Origin of the sequence: Flaviramulus basaltis (assembly GCF_900114265.1) — a bacterium.
Lineage (GTDB): Bacteria > Bacteroidota > Bacteroidia > Flavobacteriales > Flavobacteriaceae > Flaviramulus > Flaviramulus basaltis.
This window is the reverse complement of record NZ_FPKV01000001.1, coordinates 209898-232952: the sequence shown is the minus strand read 5'-3', so window position 1 is coordinate 232952 and position 23055 is coordinate 209898. Positions and strand designations below refer to the sequence as shown.

Annotated in this window: 23 protein-coding genes; 17 read left to right on the top strand and 6 right to left on the bottom strand. The window is 30.5% G+C overall.

Features of this window, described 5'->3' with window-relative positions:
- Positions 1-2 precede the first annotated feature (2 nt).
- From mvaD to BT151_RS01075, 4 genes are all read left to right on the top strand, one after another.
- Positions 3-1082 carry a diphosphomevalonate decarboxylase gene (gene mvaD, locus BT151_RS01090; protein ID WP_072399792.1) on the top strand — a complete coding sequence of 360 codons (1080 nt, stop codon included), beginning with the start codon at positions 3-5 and terminating at the stop codon, positions 1080-1082.
- 28 nt (positions 1083-1110) lie between these two features.
- Positions 1111-2037, top strand: coding sequence for a mevalonate kinase family protein (locus BT151_RS01085; RefSeq protein WP_072399790.1), 927 nt, complete (start codon positions 1111-1113; stop codon positions 2035-2037).
- Positions 2038-2089: 52 nt separating this feature from the next.
- Positions 2090-2992 (top strand): geranylgeranylglycerol-phosphate geranylgeranyltransferase, encoded by a 903-nt coding sequence (locus BT151_RS01080; protein ID WP_072399788.1) that lies wholly within the window; start codon positions 2090-2092, stop codon positions 2990-2992.
- Positions 2993-3054: 62 nt separating this feature from the next.
- The gene (locus BT151_RS01075; RefSeq protein WP_072399786.1) at positions 3055-3927 is read left to right on the top strand and encodes a pseudouridine synthase; all 873 of its coding nucleotides are present in this window, start codon (positions 3055-3057) and stop codon (positions 3925-3927) included.
- On the opposite strand, the gene BT151_RS01070 is transcribed toward BT151_RS01075, so the two are convergent.
- The gene (locus BT151_RS01070; protein ID WP_072399784.1) at positions 3928-4293 is read right to left on the bottom strand and encodes a VOC family protein; all 366 of its coding nucleotides are present in this window, start codon (positions 4291-4293) and stop codon (positions 3928-3930) included.
- Between the two features lie 436 nt (positions 4294-4729).
- On the opposite strand from BT151_RS01070, the gene BT151_RS01065 reads away from it, so the two are divergent.
- The 9 genes from BT151_RS01065 to BT151_RS01025 all read left to right on the top strand — a co-directional run bounded on the left by BT151_RS01065 (position 4730) and on the right by BT151_RS01025 (position 11880).
- On the top strand, positions 4730-6124 hold the full coding sequence (locus tag BT151_RS01065; RefSeq protein ID WP_072399782.1) for an arginine decarboxylase: 1395 nt from the start codon (positions 4730-4732) through the stop codon (positions 6122-6124).
- A complete protein-coding gene (gene speB, locus BT151_RS01060; protein WP_072399780.1) occupies positions 6117-7052 on the top strand; it encodes an agmatinase in 936 nt (311 codons plus the stop codon). The genes BT151_RS01065 and speB overlap by 8 nt, the downstream gene beginning before the upstream one ends.
- Complete coding sequence (locus BT151_RS01055) at positions 7042-8016, top strand: deoxyhypusine synthase family protein (protein ID WP_072399779.1); 975 nt, start codon at positions 7042-7044, stop codon at positions 8014-8016. The genes speB and BT151_RS01055 overlap by 11 nt, the downstream gene beginning before the upstream one ends.
- 2 nt (positions 8017-8018) lie before the next feature.
- Positions 8019-9545 carry a bifunctional GNAT family N-acetyltransferase/carbon-nitrogen hydrolase family protein gene (locus BT151_RS01050; protein ID WP_072399777.1) on the top strand — a complete coding sequence of 509 codons (1527 nt, stop codon included), beginning with the start codon at positions 8019-8021 and terminating at the stop codon, positions 9543-9545.
- Between the two features lie 52 nt (positions 9546-9597).
- Positions 9598-9927, top strand: coding sequence for a hypothetical protein (locus BT151_RS01045; RefSeq protein ID WP_072399775.1), 330 nt, complete (start codon positions 9598-9600; stop codon positions 9925-9927).
- A 15-nt stretch (positions 9928-9942) separates the two neighbouring features.
- Positions 9943-10164, top strand: coding sequence for a hypothetical protein (locus BT151_RS01040; protein WP_072399773.1), 222 nt, complete (start codon positions 9943-9945; stop codon positions 10162-10164).
- A gap of 28 nt (positions 10165-10192) precedes the next feature.
- Complete coding sequence (locus BT151_RS01035; RefSeq protein ID WP_245794674.1) at positions 10193-10585, top strand: VOC family protein; 393 nt, start codon at positions 10193-10195, stop codon at positions 10583-10585.
- Positions 10585-11370 (top strand): RMD1 family protein, encoded by a 786-nt coding sequence (locus tag BT151_RS01030; RefSeq protein ID WP_072399769.1) that lies wholly within the window; start codon positions 10585-10587, stop codon positions 11368-11370. Before BT151_RS01035 ends, BT151_RS01030 begins: the two co-directional genes overlap by 1 nt.
- Positions 11371-11505: 135 nt before the next feature.
- The gene (locus BT151_RS01025) at positions 11506-11880 is read left to right on the top strand and encodes a hypothetical protein (RefSeq protein ID WP_072399767.1); all 375 of its coding nucleotides are present in this window, start codon (positions 11506-11508) and stop codon (positions 11878-11880) included.
- 31 nt (positions 11881-11911) lie between these two features.
- Here BT151_RS01025 and BT151_RS01020 read toward each other — a convergent pair whose 3' ends face one another.
- Complete coding sequence (locus BT151_RS01020) at positions 11912-13309, bottom strand: MptA/MptB family glycosyltransferase (protein ID WP_072399765.1); 1398 nt, start codon at positions 13307-13309, stop codon at positions 11912-11914.
- Positions 13310-13482: 173 nt separating this feature from the next.
- On the opposite strand from BT151_RS01020, the gene BT151_RS01015 reads away from it, so the two are divergent.
- From BT151_RS01015 to BT151_RS01000, 4 genes are all read left to right on the top strand, one after another.
- Entirely contained in the window at positions 13483-14679 is a 1197-nt protein-coding gene (locus BT151_RS01015; RefSeq protein ID WP_072399763.1) for an alpha/beta fold hydrolase, read from the top strand.
- 102 nt (positions 14680-14781) lie between these two features.
- Positions 14782-15516 carry a methanethiol S-methyltransferase gene (gene mddA, locus BT151_RS01010; protein WP_072399761.1) on the top strand — a complete coding sequence of 245 codons (735 nt, stop codon included), beginning with the start codon at positions 14782-14784 and terminating at the stop codon, positions 15514-15516.
- A gap of 128 nt (positions 15517-15644) precedes the next feature.
- Positions 15645-16562, top strand: coding sequence for an alpha/beta hydrolase (locus tag BT151_RS01005; protein ID WP_072399759.1), 918 nt, complete (start codon positions 15645-15647; stop codon positions 16560-16562).
- 225 nt (positions 16563-16787) lie between these two features.
- Positions 16788-17924, top strand: a complete 1137-nt coding sequence (locus BT151_RS01000) for a putative porin (protein WP_072399758.1) — start codon at positions 16788-16790, stop codon at positions 17922-17924.
- On the opposite strand, the gene BT151_RS00995 is transcribed toward BT151_RS01000, so the two are convergent.
- From BT151_RS00995 to BT151_RS00980, 4 genes are read right to left on the bottom strand one after another with little or no spacing between them, the layout of a single operon-like run.
- On the bottom strand, positions 17914-19404 hold the full coding sequence (locus BT151_RS00995) for a cellulose synthase family protein (RefSeq protein ID WP_072399757.1): 1491 nt from the start codon (positions 19402-19404) through the stop codon (positions 17914-17916). The two genes, BT151_RS01000 and BT151_RS00995, sit on opposite strands and share 11 nt — an antisense overlap.
- A complete protein-coding gene (locus tag BT151_RS00990; protein WP_072399756.1) occupies positions 19401-20093 on the bottom strand; it encodes a glycosyltransferase family 2 protein in 693 nt (230 codons plus the stop codon). Before BT151_RS00990 ends, BT151_RS00995 begins: the two co-directional genes overlap by 4 nt.
- Positions 20094-20138: 45 nt before the next feature.
- A complete protein-coding gene (locus tag BT151_RS00985) occupies positions 20139-21728 on the bottom strand; it encodes a 4Fe-4S binding protein (protein WP_072399755.1) in 1590 nt (529 codons plus the stop codon).
- Between the two features lie 10 nt (positions 21729-21738).
- Positions 21739-23043 (bottom strand): NAD(P)/FAD-dependent oxidoreductase, encoded by a 1305-nt coding sequence (locus BT151_RS00980; protein ID WP_072399754.1) that lies wholly within the window; start codon positions 23041-23043, stop codon positions 21739-21741.
- Positions 23044-23055: the final 12 nt, after the last annotated feature.

The window sequence follows — 23055 nt, the reverse complement described above, 5'->3', positions numbered from 1 at the left end:
TAATGATAGAAAGAGATTTTATTCCCAAATCATATTCAAAAACTATTAAAAGAGGAAGTTTTACATGGTCATCGCCAAGTAATATTGCTTTAGTAAAATATTGGGGAAAAAAGGAACATCAAATTCCGGAAAACCCATCCATTAGTTTTACCCTTAACAATTGTAAAACAGTTACCAAACTAAGTTTTTCTAAAAAGGAAACCAATGATGATTTTTCTTTTGATGTGTTTTTAGATGATGAAAAGAAGGACGATTTCAAGCCAAAAATTGAAACATTTTTCAAACGAATAGTAATCTATTTGCCTTTTTTAAAAGACTTTAATTTTAGAATTGAAACATCAAACACGTTTCCACACAGTTCAGGTATAGCATCATCGGCATCAGGAATGAGTGCTTTAGCTTTGTGTTTAATGAGTATTGAAAGAGAATTTAATCAAAGTATTTCAGACGAATTTTTCATCAAAAAAGCATCATTTTTAGCACGATTAGGTTCTGGGAGTGCATGCAGAAGTCTTGAAGGGGATTTAGTAGTTTGGGGAAAACATGAAGAAATTGAAGGGAGCTCAGATTTATTTGGAGTAAAATATCCTTATGAAGTTCATGGAAATTTTAAAAATTATCAAGACACTATTTTATTAGTTGATAAAGGCGAAAAGCAGGTAAGCAGTACCGTTGGTCATAATTTAATGCATGGTCATCCTTTTGCACAAGAGCGTTTTAAACAAGCAAATCAAAATCTATCTAATCTAATTAGTATTTTAAAAGAGGGGGATTTGGATACTTTTATCGCTTTAGTAGAAAGTGAAGCATTAACGCTACACGCGATGATGATGAGTAGTATGCCGTATTTCATTTTAATGAAACCTAATACGCTTGAAATCATCAATAAAATTTGGAAATTTAGACAAAATACAGACTCAAAAGTATGTTTTACATTAGATGCTGGTGCTAATGTACACGTGTTATATCCAGAAAATGAAGCTGAAACTGTTTTGAAATTCATTAAGAATGAATTAGTTGCATATTGCCAAAATGGACATTATATTTGCGACAAAATTGGTTTTGGTGCAAAACAATTGTAACTTTATAACTCCGAATCAATTTAAATAAATGAAAGGACCTCTATTTTATTCTAAAATACTACTTTTTGGTGAGTACGGAATCATTAAAGATTCTAAAGGTTTATCTATACCTTATAATTTCTATAATGGTGCTTTAAAGAAAGATGAAAACCCTTCAGAAAGTGCTATAAAATCTAACCAAAGTTTAAAACGTTTTGTTGATTATTTAGAAAATATTGATGAAAAATTAGTGACTTTTGATTTTGATATTTTAAAAGAAGATGTAAACAAAGGTATGTACTTTGATTCTTCTATTCCACAAGGTTACGGCGTTGGTAGTAGTGGCGCTTTAGTTGCAGCTATTTACGATAAATATGCACAAGATAAAATTACGGTTTTAGAGAATTTAACGCGTGAAAAACTTTTAAAGTTAAAGGCGATTTTCTCTGAAATGGAATCGTTTTTTCATGGTAAATCTTCAGGGTTAGATCCTTTAAATAGTTATTTAAGCATACCAATTCTTATAAATTCAAAAGATAATATTGAGGCCACAGGAATTCCTGCACAACAAAATGGTAAAGGGGCGGTATTTTTATTAGATAGTGGAATTATTGGAGAAACGGCGCCAATGGTAAGTATTTTTATGGAAAACATGAAAAAAGAAGGTTTTCGTAAAATGCTCAAAACACAATTTATAAAACATACGGATGCTTGTGTTGAAGATTTCTTAACAGGTAATATAAAGTCGTTATTTAAAAATACAAAACAACTATCTAAAGTAGTTTTAAATCATTTTAAACCTATGATTCCTCAGCAATTTCATGAGCTTTGGAAAAAAGGCATAGACACTAACGAGTATTACTTAAAACTTTGTGGTTCTGGTGGCGGTGGTTATATTCTTGGGTTTACTGAAGATATTGAAAAAGCAAAACAATCACTTGCAGATTATAAATTAGAAGTCGTTTATAACTTTTAATATTACTAGTCATTCTTAACTTGATTTAGAACCTCATTAATATTTAGTTTTCATGCTTTCAAGAAGACAGAAACATATTCTACTTAAGTTTTTTAGTATGTTTTCTGTGGTAAGGGGTTACAATATTCTCATTGTTGTAATAGCGCAATATTTAACATCTATTTACATATTAGCACACGATAAGCCTTTAAAACAAGTTTTATTTGATGTTAATTTATTTATGTTAGTATTGGCATCTTCAGCAACTATTGCAGGTGGATATATTATTAATAATTTTTACGATTCAGAAAAAGATCTAATTAATAAACCTATTAAGTCTAGGTTAGATAAGTTAGTAAGTCAAAATACAAAACTGTCATTTTATTTTGTACTAAATTTTACGGCAGTTGTTATGGCAAGTTATGTGTCTTTTAATGCTGTGGTATTTTTTTCAATATACATTTTTGCTATTTGGTTTTATTCTCACAAACTTAAAAGGATGCCTTTTATAGGAAACTTAACATCGGCAGTTTTAACTATAACACCATTTTTTGCCATTTTCTTATATTATAAAAATTTTGAAACAGTTATTTTTGTACACGCTATATTCTTGTTTTTAATAATTTCTATGCGGGAACTCACAAAAGATTTAGAAAACATGAAAGGCGATTTGCTTCAAAACTACAAAACCATTCCAATAGTTTATGGGCAGAAAGTTTCGAAAATAATGCTAACAGCATTGTCGGTTTTAACAATCATCCCTACTTATTTATTGTTATATAAATTTGATGTAGGCCATATGAATAACTTTTTTTATGGAAGTACTGTTCTACTAGTCGTGTTTTTGGTAATCCTTTGGAAATCTAAAACAAAAACACATTATTTGATATTACATAACATCCTTAAATTTATTATTTTAACTGGTGTTTTTAGTATTTTACTAATAGATGTAAGTGTTATTTTAAATCGTATTTAAATCGTAAATCTAAAATCGCATTTCGTAAATTTAAAGAGTATATTTGCAAAAAAATAAAAGTAATGAACAGGCATCAAGGTAGTAAAGGAAAAGGAAAAACTTCAGGACGAGGTAGTAATAATACTCGTAGTAATAGTTCTGCACGCGGAAATGCGCCTATAAAAAATCAAGGAGGATTTACAAAACCTTCTAGTACAACTAAACAAACTTCACCAAAAAAATCTAATCCAGATGAAATTAGATTAAACAAATATGTTGCAAATTCTGGTATGTGTTCTCGAAGAGAGGCAGATGTACATATTGCAACAGGTTTAGTTTCTGTAAACGGAAAAGTGATTATAGAAATGGGGTATAAGGTAAAACCAGGTGATGAGGTACGATATGATGGTGCACGAATAAACCCAGAGAAAAAAGCTTATGTTTTACTTAATAAGCCAAAAGGTTTTGCAACTACAACAAGCGAAGGTAAAGGAAGAACGGTAATGGATTTAGTGGCTAATGCAACATCGTCTCGTATAAAACCTATTGGTCGTTTAGGAAGAAACTCTAAAGGATTATTACTATTTACAAATGATGAGCAAATACACGATAAATTCACAAATTCTAAAAATGGAGTTGCACGTTTATTTCATATAGAACTTGATAAAAACTTAAAACTTGAAGACTTAAAAAAAATTCAAGCAGGTTTAAAAATAGAAGGAAAGTTGTTTTCTGTAGAAGAGATTAGTTATATTGATGGTACTTCAAAAAAAGAAATTGGTTTAAAAATTAAGAACACAGGAAACACCATTATACGTACTATCTTTGAATACATTAACTACGAAATTGTAAGTTTAGATTGTGTTGCTATTGGGCATTTAACAAAAAAAGATATTCCACGTGGTAGTTGGAAACATTTAACCGAGCTAGAGTTGAATACGTTGAAGATGCTTTAATTAGTTTTTAAAGGCTCCAATATGCCATAAAACACCAGAAGGGTCGTGAACAAAATATTCATTTCCCCAATCGTTATAATGTATTTCTGATATTCTTACCATTTTATATTTAGAAGTAAGATTTAGTTTTTTAATTTCAGCTAGATGTTCTTCTGCATTATCAACTTCAAGGAAAATCATAGAATTATCAACCCATTTTTTTACATAAGAATCTTGTAAATAAAATCCGAAATCGCCACTTTTAAAATATGACATTTTAAATGAGGTTTTAAATTCTTCAAAACCAAAATCTAAATAAAATTGGCGTGAAAGATTATAATCTTTTGCGCCAAAAAAAGCTCTTATAGATTTTATATTGTGCTTCATTTAGTGGAATTAATATACTAAAAGTAGTAAATATTTTTGATTACTAATTCATTGGTTTCTAAAAAAAATAAGCTTGATAATTTATTCATAGAATAGAGCCATAACAAGGGATGTGGCAGTTCAAAAAAAAAATAAAAAAAAAGGGTGTAATTAAAAATTTTGTATTTCATTTGCACTGTTTTTTAGCTGAACAAATTGAAACCTGTTTCTATGTTCGGGCTTTTGAAAAATAGGAAGTTATATTCAAAAGCAGCTTACAGATTAAGTGACCGAATTTTAAAGCTTACTTCAGTATCACCCATTTATGCGATCCAGCATGAATATGCCTTTGTGCCTACAACACAGAGTCAAATTCGTATTTGATATTGTTTATTTTTTACTATCTTAACCTGTAGTTAACCTACAAATTACATCTTTAACTTTTTAAAAAAAATAAATGAATACTAAGTATATTGATTTAATCAATCAAACTTTTGATTTCCCACAAGAAGAATTCAATTTAAATAATAAAACATTAGAGTTTCACGGCATAGACCTTATGAAGCTGGTTGAAACCTACGGGTCTCCATTAAAATTTACATATTTACCACAAATTTCAAACAATATTAATCGTGCAAAAAAATGGTTTGCAGATGCTATTGAAAAAAATGATTATAAAGGTAAATACAACTATTGTTACTGCACAAAAAGTTCACATTTTAAACATGTTTTAAATGAAGCTTTAAAAAACGATATACATATTGAAACGTCATCGGCTTTTGATATTGATATTGTTGAAAATTTAAAAGCAGCTGGTAAAATTACTAATGAAACTTTTGTTATTAGTAATGGTTTTAAGCGTGCACAATATGTTACTAATATTGCTAGATTAATTAACAGCGGGCATAAAAATGCTATTCCAATAATTGATAATTACGAGGAAATTGAATTATTGTCTCAAGAAATAAAAGGCAAATTCAATATAGGTATTCGTATAGCCTCAGAAGAAGAACCAAAGTTTGAGTTTTATACATCGCGTTTAGGAATTGGCTATAAAAATATTGTACCATTTTATAAAAATCAAATTCAAAATGATAAAAAGGTTAAACTTAAAATGCTTCACTTTTTTATTAATACAGGTATTCGAGATAATGCATATTATTGGAATGAATTATCAAAATGTTTAAAGGTTTATACAAGTCTTAAAAAGATTTGTCCAACTTTAGACAGTCTAAATATTGGTGGTGGATTTCCAATTAAAAATTCATTAGTATTTGATTTTGATTATGAATATATGGTTGATGAAATCATACACCAGATAAAAACGGTTTGTGAAGAAGAAGAGGTAGATGTGCCTAATATTTTTACCGAATTTGGTAGCTTTACAGTAGGAGAAAGTGGTGGTGCTATTTACGAAGTACTTTATCAAAAACAACAAAACGATCGTGAAAAATGGAATATGATTAACTCATCATTTATCACAACATTGCCAGATACTTGGGCTATAAATAAACGATTTGTTATGTTGCCAATAAACAGGTGGCAAGATAGTTACGAACGTGTATTATTAGGTGGTTTAACTTGCGATAGTGATGATTATTATAATAGCGAGCAGCACATGAATGCTATTTATTTACCAAAGTACAATAAAGAAAAACCATTATATATTGGCTTTTTTAATACAGGTGCATACCAAGAAACTATTGGTGGTTTTGGTGGCTTACAACACTGTTTAATTCCGTCACCAAAACATATATTAATTGATAGAGATGAAGATGGAAACATCACAACAGAATTATTTAGTGAACAACAAAAAAGTGAAGACTTACTTAAGATTTTAGGTTATGAATAATACTTACGCAGGAATTCCAGAAGAGTTCGCAAAACTGGAAAGTGCTAAAATTGTATTAATTCCTGTGCCTTACGATGGTACAAGTACATGGCAAAAAGGAGCAGATAAAGGGCCAAAGGCTTTTTTAGAAGCTTCAGAAAACATGGAATATTACGATATTGAAACAGGTACAGAAGTGTATCAACAAGGTGTGTTTTTAGCTGATGCAGTAACCGAAAACACATCACCAGAAGCTATGATTGATGCGGTACATCAAGTTACTAAAAAGTACATCAAGAAAAACAAGTTTGTAACCATTTTTGGTGGCGAGCATTCTATTTCTATAGGAACCATTCGTGCTTTTAACGAAATGTTTCCAAGTTTAACCGTGTTGCATATTGATGCGCATGCAGACTTGCGTAAAGAATATGATGGTTCTAAATGTAATCATGCTTGTGCGGTTTATGAAGCAAGTCAAAACACTAATTTAATTCAAGTAGGGATTCGTTCTATGGATATTATGGAAAAAACTGTAATGGACGAAGAGAAAACCTATTTTGCACATGATATGGCGGTTGATGATACTTGGATGGATTCAGCAATCGATCAAATGACGGATAATGTGTTTATCACTTTTGATTTGGATGCTTTAGATCCTTCTATTATGCCAAGTACAGGAACACCAGAACCAGGCGGCTTATTGTGGTATGAAACTTTAGAGTTTCTAAAACAAGTATTTGAAGAAAAAAATGTGGTAGGATTTGACATTGTTGAGCTCTGCCCAAATTCAAAAGAAAAATCATCCGATTTTTTAGCTGCAAAATTGTATTATAAGATGTTAAGTTATAAATTTATGGACGAAGCCATAGACAACGAATACGATAATACTTACGATAATTCAAAACAAAAAACTAACGCTTCTAAATTTAGCGACGAAGATGAATACTAAAGGACCAATTTCACAATTTATAGAAAAACATTATTTACACTTTAATGCAGCAGCATTAGTTGATGCAGCAAAAGGGTATGAAGCTCAGTTAGATTCTGGTGCAAAAATGCTAGTATCTCTTGCAGGAGCAATGAGTACTGCAGAACTAGGTAAGAGTTTTGCAGAAATGATTCGCCAAGATAAAGTGCAAATTATATCTTGTACAGGAGCGAATTTAGAAGAAGATATTATGAATTTGGTAGCACATTCACATTATAAGCGTGTGCCAAATTATCGCGATTTAACACCTCAAGAAGAATGGGATTTGTTAGAAAAAGGTTTAAACCGTGTTACTGATACTTGTATTCCAGAACATGAGGCGTTTAGACGTTTACAAACACATATTCATAAAATTTGGAAAGATGCTGAAGCTAAAGGAGAACGCTATTTGCCGCATGAGTATATGTATAAAATGTTGTTGTCTGGAGTTTTAGAAGAGTATTACGAAATAGATTTAAAAGATTCATGGATGTATGCTGCTGCAGAAAAAAATTTACCAATAGTATGCCCAGGTTGGGAAGATAGTACAATGGGTAACATTTTTGCAAGTTACGTGCTTAAAGGCGAATTAAAAGCAAGTACCATGAAATCTGGAATAGAATACATGACATTTTTAGCAGACTGGTATACAGATAATTCAAAAAATGGAATCGGTTTCTTCCAAATAGGAGGAGGAATTGCTGGAGATTTTCCAATATGTGTAGTACCTATGTTATATCAAGATATGGAACGTACAGATACACCATTCTGGAGTTATTTTTGTCAGATTAGTGATTCAACAACAAGTTACGGGTCGTATTCTGGTGCAGTACCAAACGAGAAAATAACTTGGGGTAAATTAGATATTAATACCCCAAAATTTATAATAGAAAGTGACGCTACTATTGTGGCGCCATTAATTTTTGCTTATTTATTAGGGCAATAACCATGGACGCAAAAAAAATTGAAAATATAGAACTTAAGTACTTAACTGTTGATGATTTTGAGGAATTAAAAGCAGCAACATTAGAGTCTTATGGAGGTGTGCTTGATTCGTATTGGAAAAAGCATCATATACAAAAATTAACAACCATGTTCCCAGAAGGTCAAGTGGTTATTAAAATTGATGGAAATTTAGCAGGTTGTGCATTATCACTTATTGTAGATTATGATAAAATTGATGATAACCATACCTATAATGATATTATTTCTGGAGAATCTTTTAAAAATCACGATTCTGAAGGCGATGTATTATATGGTATTGATGTGTTTATAAAACCAGAATATAGAGGCTTACGTTTAGGTAGACGTCTTTATGATTATAGAAAAGAAATTTGCGAAACGTTAAACTTAAAAAGTATCATGTTTGGAGGTAGAATGCCAAATTATCATAAGCATAAAGAATTTTCACCTAAAGAATATATTGAAAAAGTAAAACGTAAGGAAATTCATGATCCTGTTTTAAATTTTCAAATTTCTAACGATTTTCATCCTGTACGTGTTTTAAAGAATTATTTAGAAGGCGACACAGCATCAAATGAATATGCGGTTTTAATGGAATGGGATAATATATATTATACCAAACCCAACAAAAAAGCAAGCACTATAAAAACAGTAGTTAGACTAGGTCTTATACAATGGCAAATGCGAACGTATAAAAGCTTAGACGAATTAATGCAGCAGGTAGAATATTTTATTGATAGTGTATCTGCTTACCGATCAGATTTTGCAGTATTCCCAGAGTTTTTTAATGCCCCTTTAATGGCAGAGTTCAATCATATGCATGAACCAGAAGCGATTAGAGAGCTAGCAAAATTTACCGAGACAATAGTAAATAAACTAAAGCAGTTATCTATCTCGTATAACATAAATATTATTTCTGGTAGTATGCCAGAAGTGGTTGGAGATAAGTTATATAACGTAGGTTATTTATGCAAAAGAGATGGAAGCAGTGAGCGCTATGAAAAAATACATGTAACACCAGATGAGGCTAAAGTTTGGGGCATGCAACGTGGAAATAAATTGCAAACATTTGATACAGATTGTGGTAAAATAGGAATTTTAATTTGTTACGATTCAGAGTTTCCAGAATTATCTCGTTTACTTGCTGATGAAGGTATGGATATATTATTTATACCATTTTTAACAGATACTCAAAACGGCTATTCACGTGTTCGTTTATGTGCTCAAGCGCGTGCTATAGAAAATGAATGTTATGTAGCGATATCAGGAAGTGTTGGTAATTTACCAAATGTAAATAATATGGACATCCAATATGCACAATCTGCCGTATTTACACCATGCGATTTTTCATTTCCAAGTAATGGTATAAAAGCAGAAGCAACACCAAATACAGAAATGATATTAGTTGCAGATGTAGATTTAAGTTTACTAAGAGAACTCCACTCATTTGGAGCAGTTAAAAATTTAAAAGACAGAAGAAAAGATTTTTATGATGTTATTCGTGTAAAATAACCATAAATAATTATCTTTAAAACATATAACAAATCAATTTTTACCCAAATAAATGAAAAAAGGAAACGATAATTTAAAACGTGTTATTGTAGATTTCAAGAAACTAACCCCGGAAATTTTAGCCCTTTTAGTTGATAGATATCCAGATGGTTATGATGATGACCAAATAATATCTTTTAAAAATCAGCACAATGAAATTATTGAAGCTGTAGAGGTAACTACTAAAGACACCAAGTATTTGGTGAAAGTAAGTACTAAACTTGCAGTTACTATGGAGAATTATGATGAGGATGATTATGAAGATTTTGCTGGAGATGATCCAGATGCAGTACAAGATCCAGATGTGGTTGATGAAGATACAGACGACGACGATAACGAATAAACAAATATTAGTATTATGAGAAAAGCTGTTTTTAAGTCCTGCAAAAACGGTTACTATAAGTTTTGGTTTGAAAACGGGGAAGAATTAGTTTTTGAAGACGTTCATCCTAGAGTTTTAAAACAATTCGATTTAAAAAACGATAAAAGTTTAATAGATCAAGAATTCAGAATAACATTTGTTGAAGATGAAGATGGTGACGATGTTATTTACAGAGTAGAAAGCTTAAAACCAATTTAATTTATGCACTATGCAAACCTCGTTTCACATGTCGTTACCTTGTATCGGTGTCAAGGAGACAAAAGGCTTTTACATTAATATTGGTGCTTCCTTAGGAAGAACAACACAAAATTGGGTTGATATAAATTTATTTGGGCACCAAATAACATTTATAAAGGCGGGAAAATTCCATTTTAACAATCCTAATTATGTATTTGAAGGTAAAATTTTGCCGTCTTTTCATTTTGGAATAATTCTCGATTTAAAAACATGGAATAGTATTTATGCTAAACTCAAAGAGCAAAGTTTAAATGTAGTAACAGAAAGCACATTTTTAAAAGATAAAATGGGAGAACACACTTCTTTTTTTATAAAAGATCCCAATGATTATATGTTAGAATTTAAGAGTTTTAAAAAATCAAAAGATATTTTTAATTCATAATGTACTCTGTAGTTGCTTACCAAGTAGCTAGTGCTATTAATATAAAATCTAGTAAACAGGAATTGCCATGGCAATTAGTGTTTCAAAATAGCGACGAACTTTATTATACGAGTTCAGAACAAAAGTATATTTATATATTTCAATACGGTATGGTTTGTTTTTTTAACATGATTACTACCGAAATTGAAGCAACTCTAAAAATATTACAGCCCTTTTGCTCAAATTATTTTTCTGAAAAACTTTCAGACTCTGTTGAGGTTTTCATAAAACCAAACTCACTTAAAGTTCAGTTTGATACAGTAATTTTACCAACTTTACATAAGGAAATGATAAGATTGGTTATGTTAAATATATCACAATCTGTTGCTTTAGATAGGTATTCTGAAATCACCGAAGATTTACTTATTGAAACCAATAATCATACTTCATATCTTGAAGAAAATGGGAAACTAGATATTTCGGGCAATAAATTAAAACGTTTTATTGGAAAGATTTTTAACATCAAAAACAAGATTTCGGAGAACTTATATATTTTTGATTCACCAGAAATTACTTGGGATAACGAACAATTAAATAGGCTTAATCAAGATTTAAAAAACACTTTTGATTTAAAAGATAGATATCGATTAATTCACGATAGAATAGAAATAATTAAAGAGAATTTAGAGCTCTTTAAAGATATTATGGACCATAAGGAAAGTAGCCGTTTAGAATGGATAATTATCATCCTTATTGTTATTGAAGTTATTGATTTATTTATAGCAAAACTTATTAATTTAATTTAAAAAAGCAGAAAAATATATTATTTTTAACTTGCACACTACTAATGGCTTAAAGGGTTAAGTCTTTGTAAGTAAATCGGACTTGTGGTAGATTGATTTCCGATAAATTATTTCAATTTAATTTTAAATATTATCAAAATGAAAACAAAATTTTTATTCATGTTAAGTGGTCTTGTTTTGTCGGTTTTTACATTAACAAGTTTTAAAAATGCACCTATTTTCAATACTATTGAATATCATGTTCAAGACGCAAAAGTTATAAATGCTGTTTATGATGGACATGAAGATTATGGTTATAATTTTATAACAAAAAATGAAGACGGTGATGAACATACTTTAACGTTTCAACAAATTGAAGAAGATATATTAAAAGCATTCGATTTAAATTCAGATGATTTAGTTGGAGCAAAATTTAAAGTTACTTATACTACAGAAGTTGAAGTTACTATAGATAGTGATGGTTATGAAGAAGAGGAAGAGGTTAATATCATTTCTAAATTAGAAAAATTATAAATTTCTTTCAGATATTCATTTTACTATAAATTTAGGCTTCCATTTTGGAAGCCTTTTTTATAAAAACTTCCCAAATAAAAACACCATAAACAATTACATACTCTAAAGCAATAACCCACAGGTTTTCAGATTTATCGGCCTTGTTAATGTTCAAATAAGCGAGATAACTAAGCATAATTACAAAACTCCACACCAATGGAAACTTATTTTTAGTAAAAACTGATAAAATTAAAAGTGTAGCAATATACCAAGGGTGCACCGTTGTAGCTGTAAAATAGTAAAACGAAATCACCAATAACATGGCGGTAATAAGTTGAACTGTGGTTTTGTTTTTTCTGAAAAAGCTGATGATTAAAACAAACAAAATAACAATATAAGGTATTGTTTTTCCAATCCTAACAATTTCGTTGTAACCACCATGAGAATATCCAATGGCTTTTGCAATGTAAAATAAACTAGCATTAAATTGAAAATTTTTAAACCATAGACTTGTAGTGTTTATATAGTTTTCAATAAATTCTGAGGCATAAAAAGGAGCAAAAAGCAAGAGCGTTATTATACCAACAATAACATAAAATAAAATCAGTTTTGGTATTCCTGTGAAGTCAGGAACCCATGTTTTAACTGATTGTTTTTCTTTAGTAAACCACTGAAAAAACAAAGGCAAAAATAGTAAAGGAATTAACTTAACAGAAATCGATAACGCTAAAATCACCGCTGCAAATTGCCATTTACCTATATGCAGTAAATATAAACTCCATATTAGAAAGAAAATCATAACGCCTTCAAAATGAAGGTTGCCAGTAAGTTCTATAATAATAAATGGGTTTAAAATGTACCAAAAAATGTTGTGAACAGGTAAGTTTAATTTTTCTAACAGTTTTTTGCCAAAATGTAAGGTTCCAAAATCGGCAGTGATAATAAGTAAGCGCATTACTATTACCGAACCTATAATACTTTTACCAGTAAATAAAGCAGCAATAATAAAACATAATTGATTCATTGGCGGATAATTACTAAAATGGCTCGCATTTAAAGTACCCATACCAGCGTATAATTCTTGGGATTGAGCTATTGGAAATTCACCACTACTTATAAAAGATTCTACATTAAACAAATAAGGATTTAAACCTTCAAGAATTAGTCGTCCATCCCAAATAAAACGGTAAAAATCTTGCGATAAGTTTGGAATAGCAAGTATAAAAATAGCTCTAAACCCAAATGCTAAATAAGTAAGTAGTTTAATATTGTGTTTAAATATTTGTACCAACTTATAAAATAAAAAAAACAAAGTTACATAGAGCGACACTAGTTTTACATAGTCTGTACGCAGTAAATCGTAAGCAAACGAGATATAAAAAAGTATGCTACTAAAAGCCAATAATAAAGGCGTTTTATATAGTTTAAAAAAAGCTGGGTTTAAAAGCATACTCAAATATAGTATTATTTGTTTGTTGTAGTTAGTAATAAAAACAAACTTGAATTTGTTAAAAAAATGATAACTTAGTTCAATACTTGATAAATAAACATTGCAAATTTTTATCTAGAAATGAGTATGATGTCCAAAAGTTTTAGAATGAAAATATATAGTTTTTACAAACCATGAAACCAATTACCAAATATGCTAAAAACAAAGGTATTAATATAGCTTATCAAGTTGTTGGTGAAGGTAAGGTAGACCTTATTTTTGTACCTGGTTGGGTTTCTAATATTGATATGATGTGGATAGATTCTAAAATTGGAGATTTTCTTAATCAACTTACAAGATTTTCAAGACTCATATTGTTTGATAAAAGAGGAACAGGTCTTTCAGATAGAGTGAATCCAACATGCACACTTGAAGAACGAATGGATGATATTTTGAGTGTAATGCATGCTGTGGGAAGTAAAAAAACAGTCATTTTTGGTCATTCTGAAGGTGGAACAATTGCAAGTCTTTTTGCAGCCACCTATCCAGAACTATCAATTTCTTTAATAACTTTTGGTGCTTTTGCGAAAAGAAAATATTCTATAGATTACCCTTGGGCGCCTAAACCCGAGGAACGAAAAGTTTTCTACGATGCTATAAAAAAAGAATGGGGTAATGCTCAAAAAATAGGATTAGAATGGATTATGCCTTCTGCGGCTAATGATAAGGAATATTATAATTGGTTCGCAAGCTACTTACGCTCATCGGCAAGTCCTGAAGCAGCACTTGCACTTGCTGTGATGAATACCGAATCAGACATAACAAATATTTTAAACACCATTAAAGTTCCTTCATTAATTCTTCATAGAAAAGACGATATAGACGTTAAATTTGAAGAGGCTAAATATTTAGCAGAACGCATTTCAAATTCAAAACTTGTAGAACTACAAGGAAATGATCATTGTTTTTGGGTAGGTGATTCCTATTCTGTATTAGTAGAAGTTGAGGAATTTATTACAGGAATAAGACCTGTAAAGAAAGTTAGTCAACTTAAGAATCCAACAGTTAAATACTTGAAAATTGATATTGAAGAGACGATGCTTAATAACTTTCAATATAATTTAACAATAGAAGATTTTGCTAAACTATGTGGTCTAAGCTTGTCTGTGTTTAAAAGAAATTTTAGCAAGCAATTTAGTACGACACCTTTTAGATGGATAAAAGAAAAACGTCTAGATTATGCAAAGAAGCTTTTATTAGAGTCAGATTTAAATGTGAATCAAATATGTTATGAAAGCGGGTTTATCAATAATTCCCATTTTATAAAATCCTTCAAAGGAAAATTTAAATTATCTCCGAATCAATTTAGAATAAAACACACAAATGATTAATATGTTTATTTTGGACTTTAAAACACATTATTAGGATTTTTTAGCAAAGCCATATTATTTCTTTTAGTAGACTTTTACTTTATCATAAAAAAACTAAAAGAAATGAAAAAAATTATCATCTTAATTTATGGAGCATTGGCTTACATTATTTTCCTTATTGCATTTCTTTATGCAATAGGATTTGTAGGGAATATGTATGTGCCAAAAACAATAGACTCTGGAGTTGAAACTTCATTATCTAAAGCTATAATTATCAATATTATTTTATTGAGTGTATTTGCAATACAACATAGTTTGATGGCAAGACCAGCATTTAAAAAATGGTTTACTTCAATAATTTCACCTGCAATAGAAAGGAGTACTTATGTTTTATTATCAAGCTTAGCACTTATTTTGCTTTACTTATATTGGCAGCCTTTAACAACTGTAGTTTGGGACGTTGAAAACCAAATTATTGCATTTATACTTATTGGAGTGTTTTTCTTGGGGTGGTTAATTGTACTGCTTTCTACATTTATGATTAATCATTTTGAGCTTTTTGGTTTAGCACAAATTTTTAATAATCTAAAAAATAAACAAACAGAAAACCCGAAATTTCAAACCAACTATTTGTACAAAATTATTAGACATCCAATTATGTTAGGATTCATAATTGCCTTTTGGGCAACACCTGTAATGACAGTAGGACACCTCATGTTTGCTGTGATTACAACACTTTATATTTTAATTGCTATAAAGTTTTTAGAAGAAAAAGATTTACGTAAATCAATTGGTGAAAAATATGAAACTTATCAAAAGGAAGTGCCAATGCTTATTCCTTTTATAAAAAGCAAATGATAAACATCAATATTAATAATTTGTAAGACGACTTAAGTTCTATTGAAGATACTCTCTTGAATGTTATGATAGGATTTCTAGCTGTATTTATTATTAGGAATAATTTCATTATAGTAAAAATAAAATAAATGGCTTGTAAGAATGTAGAATTTCCTTCTCAAGGCGTCTTGTTAAGAGGAAGGTTGTATATACCAAAAAGCGATAGCATAGAATATCCTTTGGTAATTATGGCTCATGGTTTTTCATCCACTATTAATGGTATGGTTGCAGATAAATATGCAGAAGAATTTTATAATGCAGGATATGCTGTTTTACTATATGATCATAAAAATTTTGGTATTAGTGAAGGCAAACCAAGGCAAGAACTCAATTATTGGGAACAATGCAGAGGATATATTGATGCTATAAATTTTGCACAAACCATCACTCATATTGATAAAGACAAAATTGTACTTTGGGGGGACAGTATGAGTGGTGCTGAAGTTTTAACTGTTGCAGCTATTGATGAAAGGATAGTAGCAATTATTGCTCAAGTTCCAGCTTTTGGTGATGATCCAATTCCATTTGAAAGGGCAGATGAAATGATGAAAAGCATTAAAGAAATCCTTTTAAATGAAAATTTAAAAAATTTAGATAAAAATGAAACTGATGTAATAGCTGTTGTGTCTCCAAATCAAGGGCATATGGTTTCGGCACTTAAAGAGCTTACTGCATATCGTTGGTTTATAGAATACGGAGGAAGGTTTAATACCAATTGGCAAAACAGTATTTCTTTTGCAACTTTTATAAATGCTCCAAAAAACTATCATAGAGGAATTGCCGCAGGATTTTTAAAAGTTCCTGTATTATTGGTTATTGCAACAAATGACGAAATGGAGGGAGCAAGCGATATAATTTCTAAAGCGGTTTTTGATAAAATTAGCCAGCCAAAAGAAATAATAGAACTTGATGGTGGTCATTTTGGTCTATTAGAATATCCTAGTGAATTATTTAACGAATCAAGTAAGAGTCAGATTAATTTTCTTAAAAAGTTATTTTGTAATTAATAGTTGAAGATAATTTTCAATTGCCTAAGTATACCTTTTTATGCGTTAGCGATTGCAGTGGCATCCTTTTTTGAGGAACGAGAGAAAAGATATAACGGAAAGCGCGACCCTTTTTTTGGGTAACGCCCAATAAACTCAATAGACAATATATTTCAAGTATATTTAAAAATAGTATTAAATACATAATCACTTTTTTTATAATTTGCTAAACTATATTTTATCACATTGGGAAAAACTACTCTTATAATTGGTTTGTTATGTTATGTTTTAAGTGTTAATGCACAAACAGATACATCTTCATCAAAATTTACATTTACAGGAGATTTTAGGTTTAGAGTAGAGCAAGATTGGGACTCAAAAAAAACGGATGGTACTTTTAGGGACAACAGGTCGCGATTAAGATATAGAGTTAGATTAGGAGGTAGTTATAATATAAATCAATGGGCTACTATTGGTGCCAGAATAAGAACTGGACAGCCAGATAAACAACAAGACCCGCAACTTACTTTAGGCGATGGTTATGGTGAGTTTAATACATTGCCAATAGGGTTTGAGAAAGTATTTTTTGAAGCAAAACATAAGGGCTTTTTGATTTGGGCTGGGAAAAACACATTTCCTTTTGAAAAAAGTAACGAATTGTTTTGGAGTGATAATGTATATCCTGAAGGTTTTTTTTTAAAGAAGCGTTTTATTATTAAATCTAAATTTGTTAATCAGCTAGACCTTAGTGGCGGGCATTTTATTATTAATACCTCTGGAAATTCTTTTGAAAACGATAGTTATTTTGAGGGTTTTCAGGCATCTTTTAGTTTGTTTGATAGTAAGTTAAAAGTATATCCATCATTTTACTATTTTAAAAATATACCTAATATACCAGATGGTAATGCCGATTTTGTTTTTAATTATTCCATTTTGCATCTAGGAACAAAATTGAAACTATTAAGTAAGCCTAATGTAAATTTTGAAGCAGATTATTATTCAAATTTAGAAAATTATGATAGCAATGATAATATTGAATCAAACTTCAAAAACCAAAAAAATGGATTTGTAATTGGTATTACCTTTGGGCAATTAAAAACCCAAGGTGATTGGTTGTTTAAAGTAACTTATACCAATTTAGAACAATATGCAGCGGTTGATTTTTTTGCACAAAACGATTGGGCAAGATGGGATTATTCTTCTTTTGATTCTCCCGACGGACGCTTAACAAATTTCAAAGGTATTGAACTTGTTGGAGGCTATGCTTTAAACCAAAAAATGACACTTAAAATGAAATGGTATTTTGTTGATCAGTTAGTTCCTTATGGAGCTTTTAAAGAAACCGGAAGTAGAGCTCGTATTGATTTAGATATTAAACTTTAGAAGCTATCGATTTAAAAAAGACATAACCAAAACCTACAAATAACATAAGGTGAAAAGGAAAAAGGCCAAAATCTCCACCTTGATTACCTACAATAAAAGCACTGTACATACCAAAACCAAAATATAGCATAAGTAAGCCTTCAAAAACAACATGTATAGATATTGTTTTCTTCATGTATTTGTTGTTTTTCCAGTTGTCTTTAAACGCACTAATATTGAATTTAGGTGTACGTACAAATTCACTTTTCTTGCCTAAATGGCCTTCTAAAACAGCAATGGAATTATGTAATGAAAAGCCCATAGCTATTGAGAAAAACACAAAAAACATACCTATATAGCGTATAAAGTTTTTTATACCACTACCATACATATTTTTGTACATAAACCAATAACACACAAAAAATATTATAGTGCTAAGTACAAAGAAACTCATTACATAAAAATATGGTTTTAAATGAGCGTATTCATTTTTTATATAAAGCATTGGGATGCTTAAAACCCCAACAATAAGCACATTTAAAAACATAGTGCTATTTAATAAATGTAGTAACCCGTGAACTTTTGTTTTAGTTGAGATGTTTTCGTTTTTAAGAACGCGCCACATCATTTTTCTAAAGTTTTCGGCACCACCTTTATTCCATCTAAATTGTTGAGAACGTGCAGCACTAATAACCACAGGAAGTTCGGCAGGAGTTTCAACATCTTCAAGGTATTTGAATTTCCAGTTTTTTAGTTGAGCGCGGTAGCTTAAATCAAGATCTTCTGTTAAAGTATCTCCTTCCCAATTTCCTGCATCTAGAATACAAGATTTTCTCCAAACACCTGCAGTTCCATTAAAATTAATGAAATGCCCTTTACTATTTCTACCTACTTGCTCTAATGTAAAATGAGCATCTAAAGCAAAAGCTTGAATTTTGGTAAGTATAGAATAGTTGCGGTTAATGTGTCCCCAACGGGTTTGTACCACACCTATTTGTTCATCTTTAAAATATGGAATAGTTTTTTTTAACCAGTCTTTTTTAGGTAAAAAATCTGAGTCGAAAATAGCAATAAATTCACCTTTAGCTATTTTTAATCCTTCTTTAAGTGCACCAGCCTTAAATCCAGAACGATCTGTTCTGGTAATATGTTGAATATCTAATCCTGTAGCTTTAATTTTTTCAATGTGTTCTCTTGTAGTTTCAACGGTTTCATCAGTTGAATCATCTAACACTTGAATTTCTAACTTATTTTTTGGATAGTCAATTAAAGCAATATTATCTAGCAAACGATCCATAACATACATTTCGTTATAAACAGGTAGTTGTATGGTTATAAACGGAATTTCGTCTGGGTTTGAGAAGTCAAATTGGCAACATGTATCTTCTTTCTTTTTAGAAGAAAGATAATTGAATAGCAGATTTAGTTGCGCCAATGCGTACATGAATATAAGCAAAAGTGCAATGGTGTAAATAACTATAACTGTTGTTTCTAGAATCATTTTTTAATACTGTATTTAAAAATCCAACCTAAGATTTTTACGCCTGCAAATATAGCACCTTTTATTGTACCTGACACCTTTGAAACACCAATTCTATTCCTATAGTTTACTGGTATTTCGACGTATGTAAGTTTTTGTTTAAGTGCTTTAAGTTGCATTTCTACCGTCCAACCATAGGTTTTGTCTTCCATTTTCAGAGCTAAAAGGGTATTGTATTTTATAGCTCTAAAAGGGCCAAGATCTGTAAATTTTGCATTAAAAAATAGTCGCATTAAGTTGGTTGCTAGCCAATTGCCAAAAATTTGAGGAATCGTCATCGAGCCTTGTTCTCTTAGGTTTTTAACGCGTGCACCTATTACAAAATCGATATTATCTTTAATTATTGGTTCGACTATTTTGTTTAACTCTTCAGGGTAATCACTATAATCACCATCTAAAAAAACAACAATATCTGTTTTTTCTTTTTGGTTTGCTATGTAATTCATGCCTTTTAAGCAAGCATAACCATAACCTTTATTGCTTTCGGTTAAAATAGTTGCGCCTGCTTTTTTTGCATTAATTTCAGTATCATCAGTAGAATTATTGCTTACAACTATAATTTCATTTACAATATCAGGAATATCATTAATTACGTGAGCAATAGAATCTGCTTCGTTATAAGCAGGTATGATGACTTTTATGTTGGTCATTTAAATTTTAAATTTTCAGAGCACAAAAGTACAATCATTTTTAGATTATTTGTTATTAATAAAATCCATTAAATCCACATCATTTCCTAATAAGATTTCTGTAGGATTAATGCGTCCTTTCATAGTGTCATTTTCTAATTTTAAAACACCTCTTGGGCAAACAGCACTACAAATACCGCAACCAACACAACTTGAGCGTACAATATTTTCACCTTTTTGTGCATAAGCACGCACATCAATTCCCATTTCACAATAGGTAGAACAATTACCGCAGGAAATACATTGTCCGCCATTAGTAGTAATTCTAAATTTAGAAAACATACGCTGTTGGAAACCTAAAACAGCAGCCATTGGACATCCAAAGCGGCACCAAACCCGACTTCCAAAAATAGGATAGAAGCCTGTGCCAATAACTCCAGAAAATATAGAACCTATTAAAAAAGCATAGGTTGTACGCAAAGTTTCAGATTTAAATAGAAAGAGTTTTGAGCCTGAACTAAAATAATGCAAACCAATTAAAGTGATAATAATTACAAGATAACCAATAGCACCATAAATAGCATCTTTGCCTAATTCTTTTCGTTTAAAAATGAGCGTTAAGGCAAAAATGAGCGTTAAAAACCCTGCGACTAAACCTAAAAAAACATCTCTTGTTAGCCAATATTTACTACTGTCTTTACCCAAATAAGAATAAATAACAGCAGTAGTCATTAAAACTACAAATACTAAAACACTGTGTATTACCCAACGTTCTATTTTCCAAGCGACTTGACGTTTATCACTTAATTGTCTAAAAGGATCTCCAACAGTTTCGGCTAAACCACCACAACCGCAAACCCACGAACAATACCAACGTTTTCCATATTTGTATGTAAGAATAGGGGTGATAATGAAAATGGAAACAACTCCGAATATTAATAAAGCCAAACCAATATCGCCAGCATCAATAAACTGATTTATTCTGTAACGCTCAAAATTATAATAGTTTAATGGCCATATACTTTTTAAATCGTAATATGGTAAATCTGAATTTAAGCGATACATAAATTCGGGGATTAAAAAAGCAAATGCCAATTGAAAAAACATAACCGAAGCCGTTCGTAACTGCTGGTATTTATTATGACGGTATTTAAGCATAAACTTATAACCAAACACTAAAATAGCTAAAGTGTATAATGTTCCGTAAACAAACCATTGGCTCGCTGGTCTTCCGCTTAATAATTGACTCAATGGATCAAATAAAGCAATTAAACCGGTATTACTTTCTCCTTTTTGACCTAAACCCAATAGAGATGGATAAAAATAAAGAACGATGTAAAAAAGTGTTAGTACAATACCTGTAACCCAGCCCAAAACACCTTTTGATGATATAGATTTAAACCAAACACCATCATTTTTAATGCCTTCTAATTTGGTTAAATACAGATCGTTTGTAAAAATTACGGTTCCAGCAGCTATACATCCTAAAGACAAGGTTAGAAATAATGTTTTATTAGGAAAGTTGATATTTAACAACGCTAATGTTAGAATGAAAAGCCCAACAACGCCTATAAAAACAGCAATTTTTTGTTTTGAAGATAAATCGTTAGCCTCAGGTTTAGCCAAAGACATACTATGATTTAATTTATTACTCATATGGTATTTATTATACGATTTGTAGTTGGTTTTTATATGCCGAAAGTATATCTGATTCAAAAGTTTTATAAAACTCAGGTTCAAAATTAGCTTCTTTTAAGTGTTCTATAACATAATTTACATCGCGTTTTTCGGTTAGCCAAGTATTAAATGTTTCATGACGCATTCTAATACCAAAAGTATTTATTCCTAAAAACTCATTAGTTTCTTTATGATAAGCTACAGTAATACATTTGGTGTCATCTTCATGTTTCCAATGAAAATGTTGTTCATAATCTGGTTTTGCTTTATTTCCAAAAACCCAACCATAGGTTTGATATTCAATATCTAAAAATTTTGCCGAATTAAACCAATGTCCAGGATTGTATTGAATACGATTTCCGCATATGGTTTGCGCAATAGTTTCACCCATCATGCGTCCTGTATACCAAACAGCTTCTATAGGTTTACGTTGGTTAATACCTTCATGTTGTTCTGCACAATCACCAATGGCATAAACATCTGGTATATTGGTCTCCAAAAAACGATTGACTTTGACGCCACGATTGGTTTCAATATTCGAATTTTTTAGAAAATCTATATTTGGTGAAACACCAGCAGTTAAACCAACCACATCACAAAAAATTTCTTCACCCGTTTCTTCAATAATTATAGACTTTACTTTGCCATTTTCATCAGAAATAATTTCTTTTAAATTGGTGCTTAAGCGTAAATCGATATGATGATTTTTTATGTGCCTGTTAATCATTTGGCTCTCGTTTTCGGGTAAAACGCCGTTCCAAAAGCTACTTTCTCTAACTAAAAATGTTACTGGAATATTTCGAGAGTTTAACATTTCGGCAAGTTCAATACCAATTAAACCGCCTCCAACAATTACAGCACGTTTGCACATTTTATTATTTGGTGCATGCTTTTCAAGAGTATCCAAATCTTGTTTATGGTACATACCCATAACACCATTTAAATCTTGCCCTGCCCATCCAAATTTATTGGGTTTACTACCAGTAGCAATAATAAGCTTGTCGTAAGGCATGTTATCTCCTTCCGCAAATTGAAGTGTTTTAGAAACAGTATCTATTGTTTTTACATAACCATTTTTAAGCTCAATGTTGTTTTTCTTCCAAAACCAATCTTCATAAGGTTTAGTGTGTTCAAATTTCATATGGCCCATATAAATATACATGAGTGCGGTGCGAGAAAAGAAATAATCTGTTTCAGCTGAAATGATAGTGATTTTTTTGTTGGAAAGTTTTCTAATATGTCTAGCAGCAGTAACTCCAGAAATACCATTTCCTATAATAACAATGTGTTCCATTGGTTTTGTTTG

Bases quoted from the DNA above. Each gene is read 5' to 3' on its own strand.
- BT151_RS01045 (WP_072399775.1), top strand. From the start codon at position 9,598: ATGAAAAAAGGAAACGATAATTTAAAACGTGTTATTGTAGATTTCAAG.
- BT151_RS01025 (WP_072399767.1), top strand. From the start codon at position 11,506: ATGAAAACAAAATTTTTATTCATGTTAAGTGGTCTTGTTTTGTCGGTT.
- BT151_RS01005 (WP_072399759.1), top strand. From the start codon at position 15,645: ATGGCTTGTAAGAATGTAGAATTTCCTTCTCAAGGCGTCTTGTTAAGA.
- BT151_RS01075 (WP_072399786.1), top strand. From the start codon at position 3,055: ATGAACAGGCATCAAGGTAGTAAAGGAAAAGGAAAAACTTCAGGACGA.
- BT151_RS01065 (WP_072399782.1), top strand. From the start codon at position 4,730: ATGAATACTAAGTATATTGATTTAATCAATCAAACTTTTGATTTCCCA.
- BT151_RS01070 (WP_072399784.1), bottom strand. From the start codon at position 4,293: ATGAAGCACAATATAAAATCTATAAGAGCTTTTTTTGGCGCAAAAGAT.
- BT151_RS01050 (WP_072399777.1), top strand. From the start codon at position 8,019: ATGGACGCAAAAAAAATTGAAAATATAGAACTTAAGTACTTAACTGTT.
- BT151_RS01055 (WP_072399779.1), top strand. From the start codon at position 7,042: ATGAATACTAAAGGACCAATTTCACAATTTATAGAAAAACATTATTTA.
- BT151_RS01040 (WP_072399773.1), top strand. From the start codon at position 9,943: ATGAGAAAAGCTGTTTTTAAGTCCTGCAAAAACGGTTACTATAAGTTT.
- BT151_RS01015 (WP_072399763.1), top strand. From the start codon at position 13,483: ATGAAACCAATTACCAAATATGCTAAAAACAAAGGTATTAATATAGCT.
- BT151_RS01030 (WP_072399769.1), top strand. From the start codon at position 10,585: ATGTACTCTGTAGTTGCTTACCAAGTAGCTAGTGCTATTAATATAAAA.
- BT151_RS01080 (WP_072399788.1), top strand. From the start codon at position 2,090: ATGCTTTCAAGAAGACAGAAACATATTCTACTTAAGTTTTTTAGTATG.
- BT151_RS01020 (WP_072399765.1), bottom strand. From the start codon at position 13,309: ATGCTTTTAAACCCAGCTTTTTTTAAACTATATAAAACGCCTTTATTA.
- mvaD (WP_072399792.1), top strand. From the start codon at position 3: ATGATAGAAAGAGATTTTATTCCCAAATCATATTCAAAAACTATTAAA.
- BT151_RS00985 (WP_072399755.1), bottom strand. From the start codon at position 21,728: ATGAGTAATAAATTAAATCATAGTATGTCTTTGGCTAAACCTGAGGCT.
- mddA (WP_072399761.1), top strand. From the start codon at position 14,782: ATGAAAAAAATTATCATCTTAATTTATGGAGCATTGGCTTACATTATT.
- BT151_RS01035 (WP_245794674.1), top strand. From the start codon at position 10,193: ATGTCGTTACCTTGTATCGGTGTCAAGGAGACAAAAGGCTTTTACATT.
- speB (WP_072399780.1), top strand. From the start codon at position 6,117: ATGAATAATACTTACGCAGGAATTCCAGAAGAGTTCGCAAAACTGGAA.
- BT151_RS00990 (WP_072399756.1), bottom strand. From the start codon at position 20,093: ATGACCAACATAAAAGTCATCATACCTGCTTATAACGAAGCAGATTCT.
- BT151_RS01085 (WP_072399790.1), top strand. From the start codon at position 1,111: ATGAAAGGACCTCTATTTTATTCTAAAATACTACTTTTTGGTGAGTAC.
- BT151_RS00980 (WP_072399754.1), bottom strand. From the start codon at position 23,043: ATGGAACACATTGTTATTATAGGAAATGGTATTTCTGGAGTTACTGCT.
- BT151_RS00995 (WP_072399757.1), bottom strand. From the start codon at position 19,404: ATGATTCTAGAAACAACAGTTATAGTTATTTACACCATTGCACTTTTG.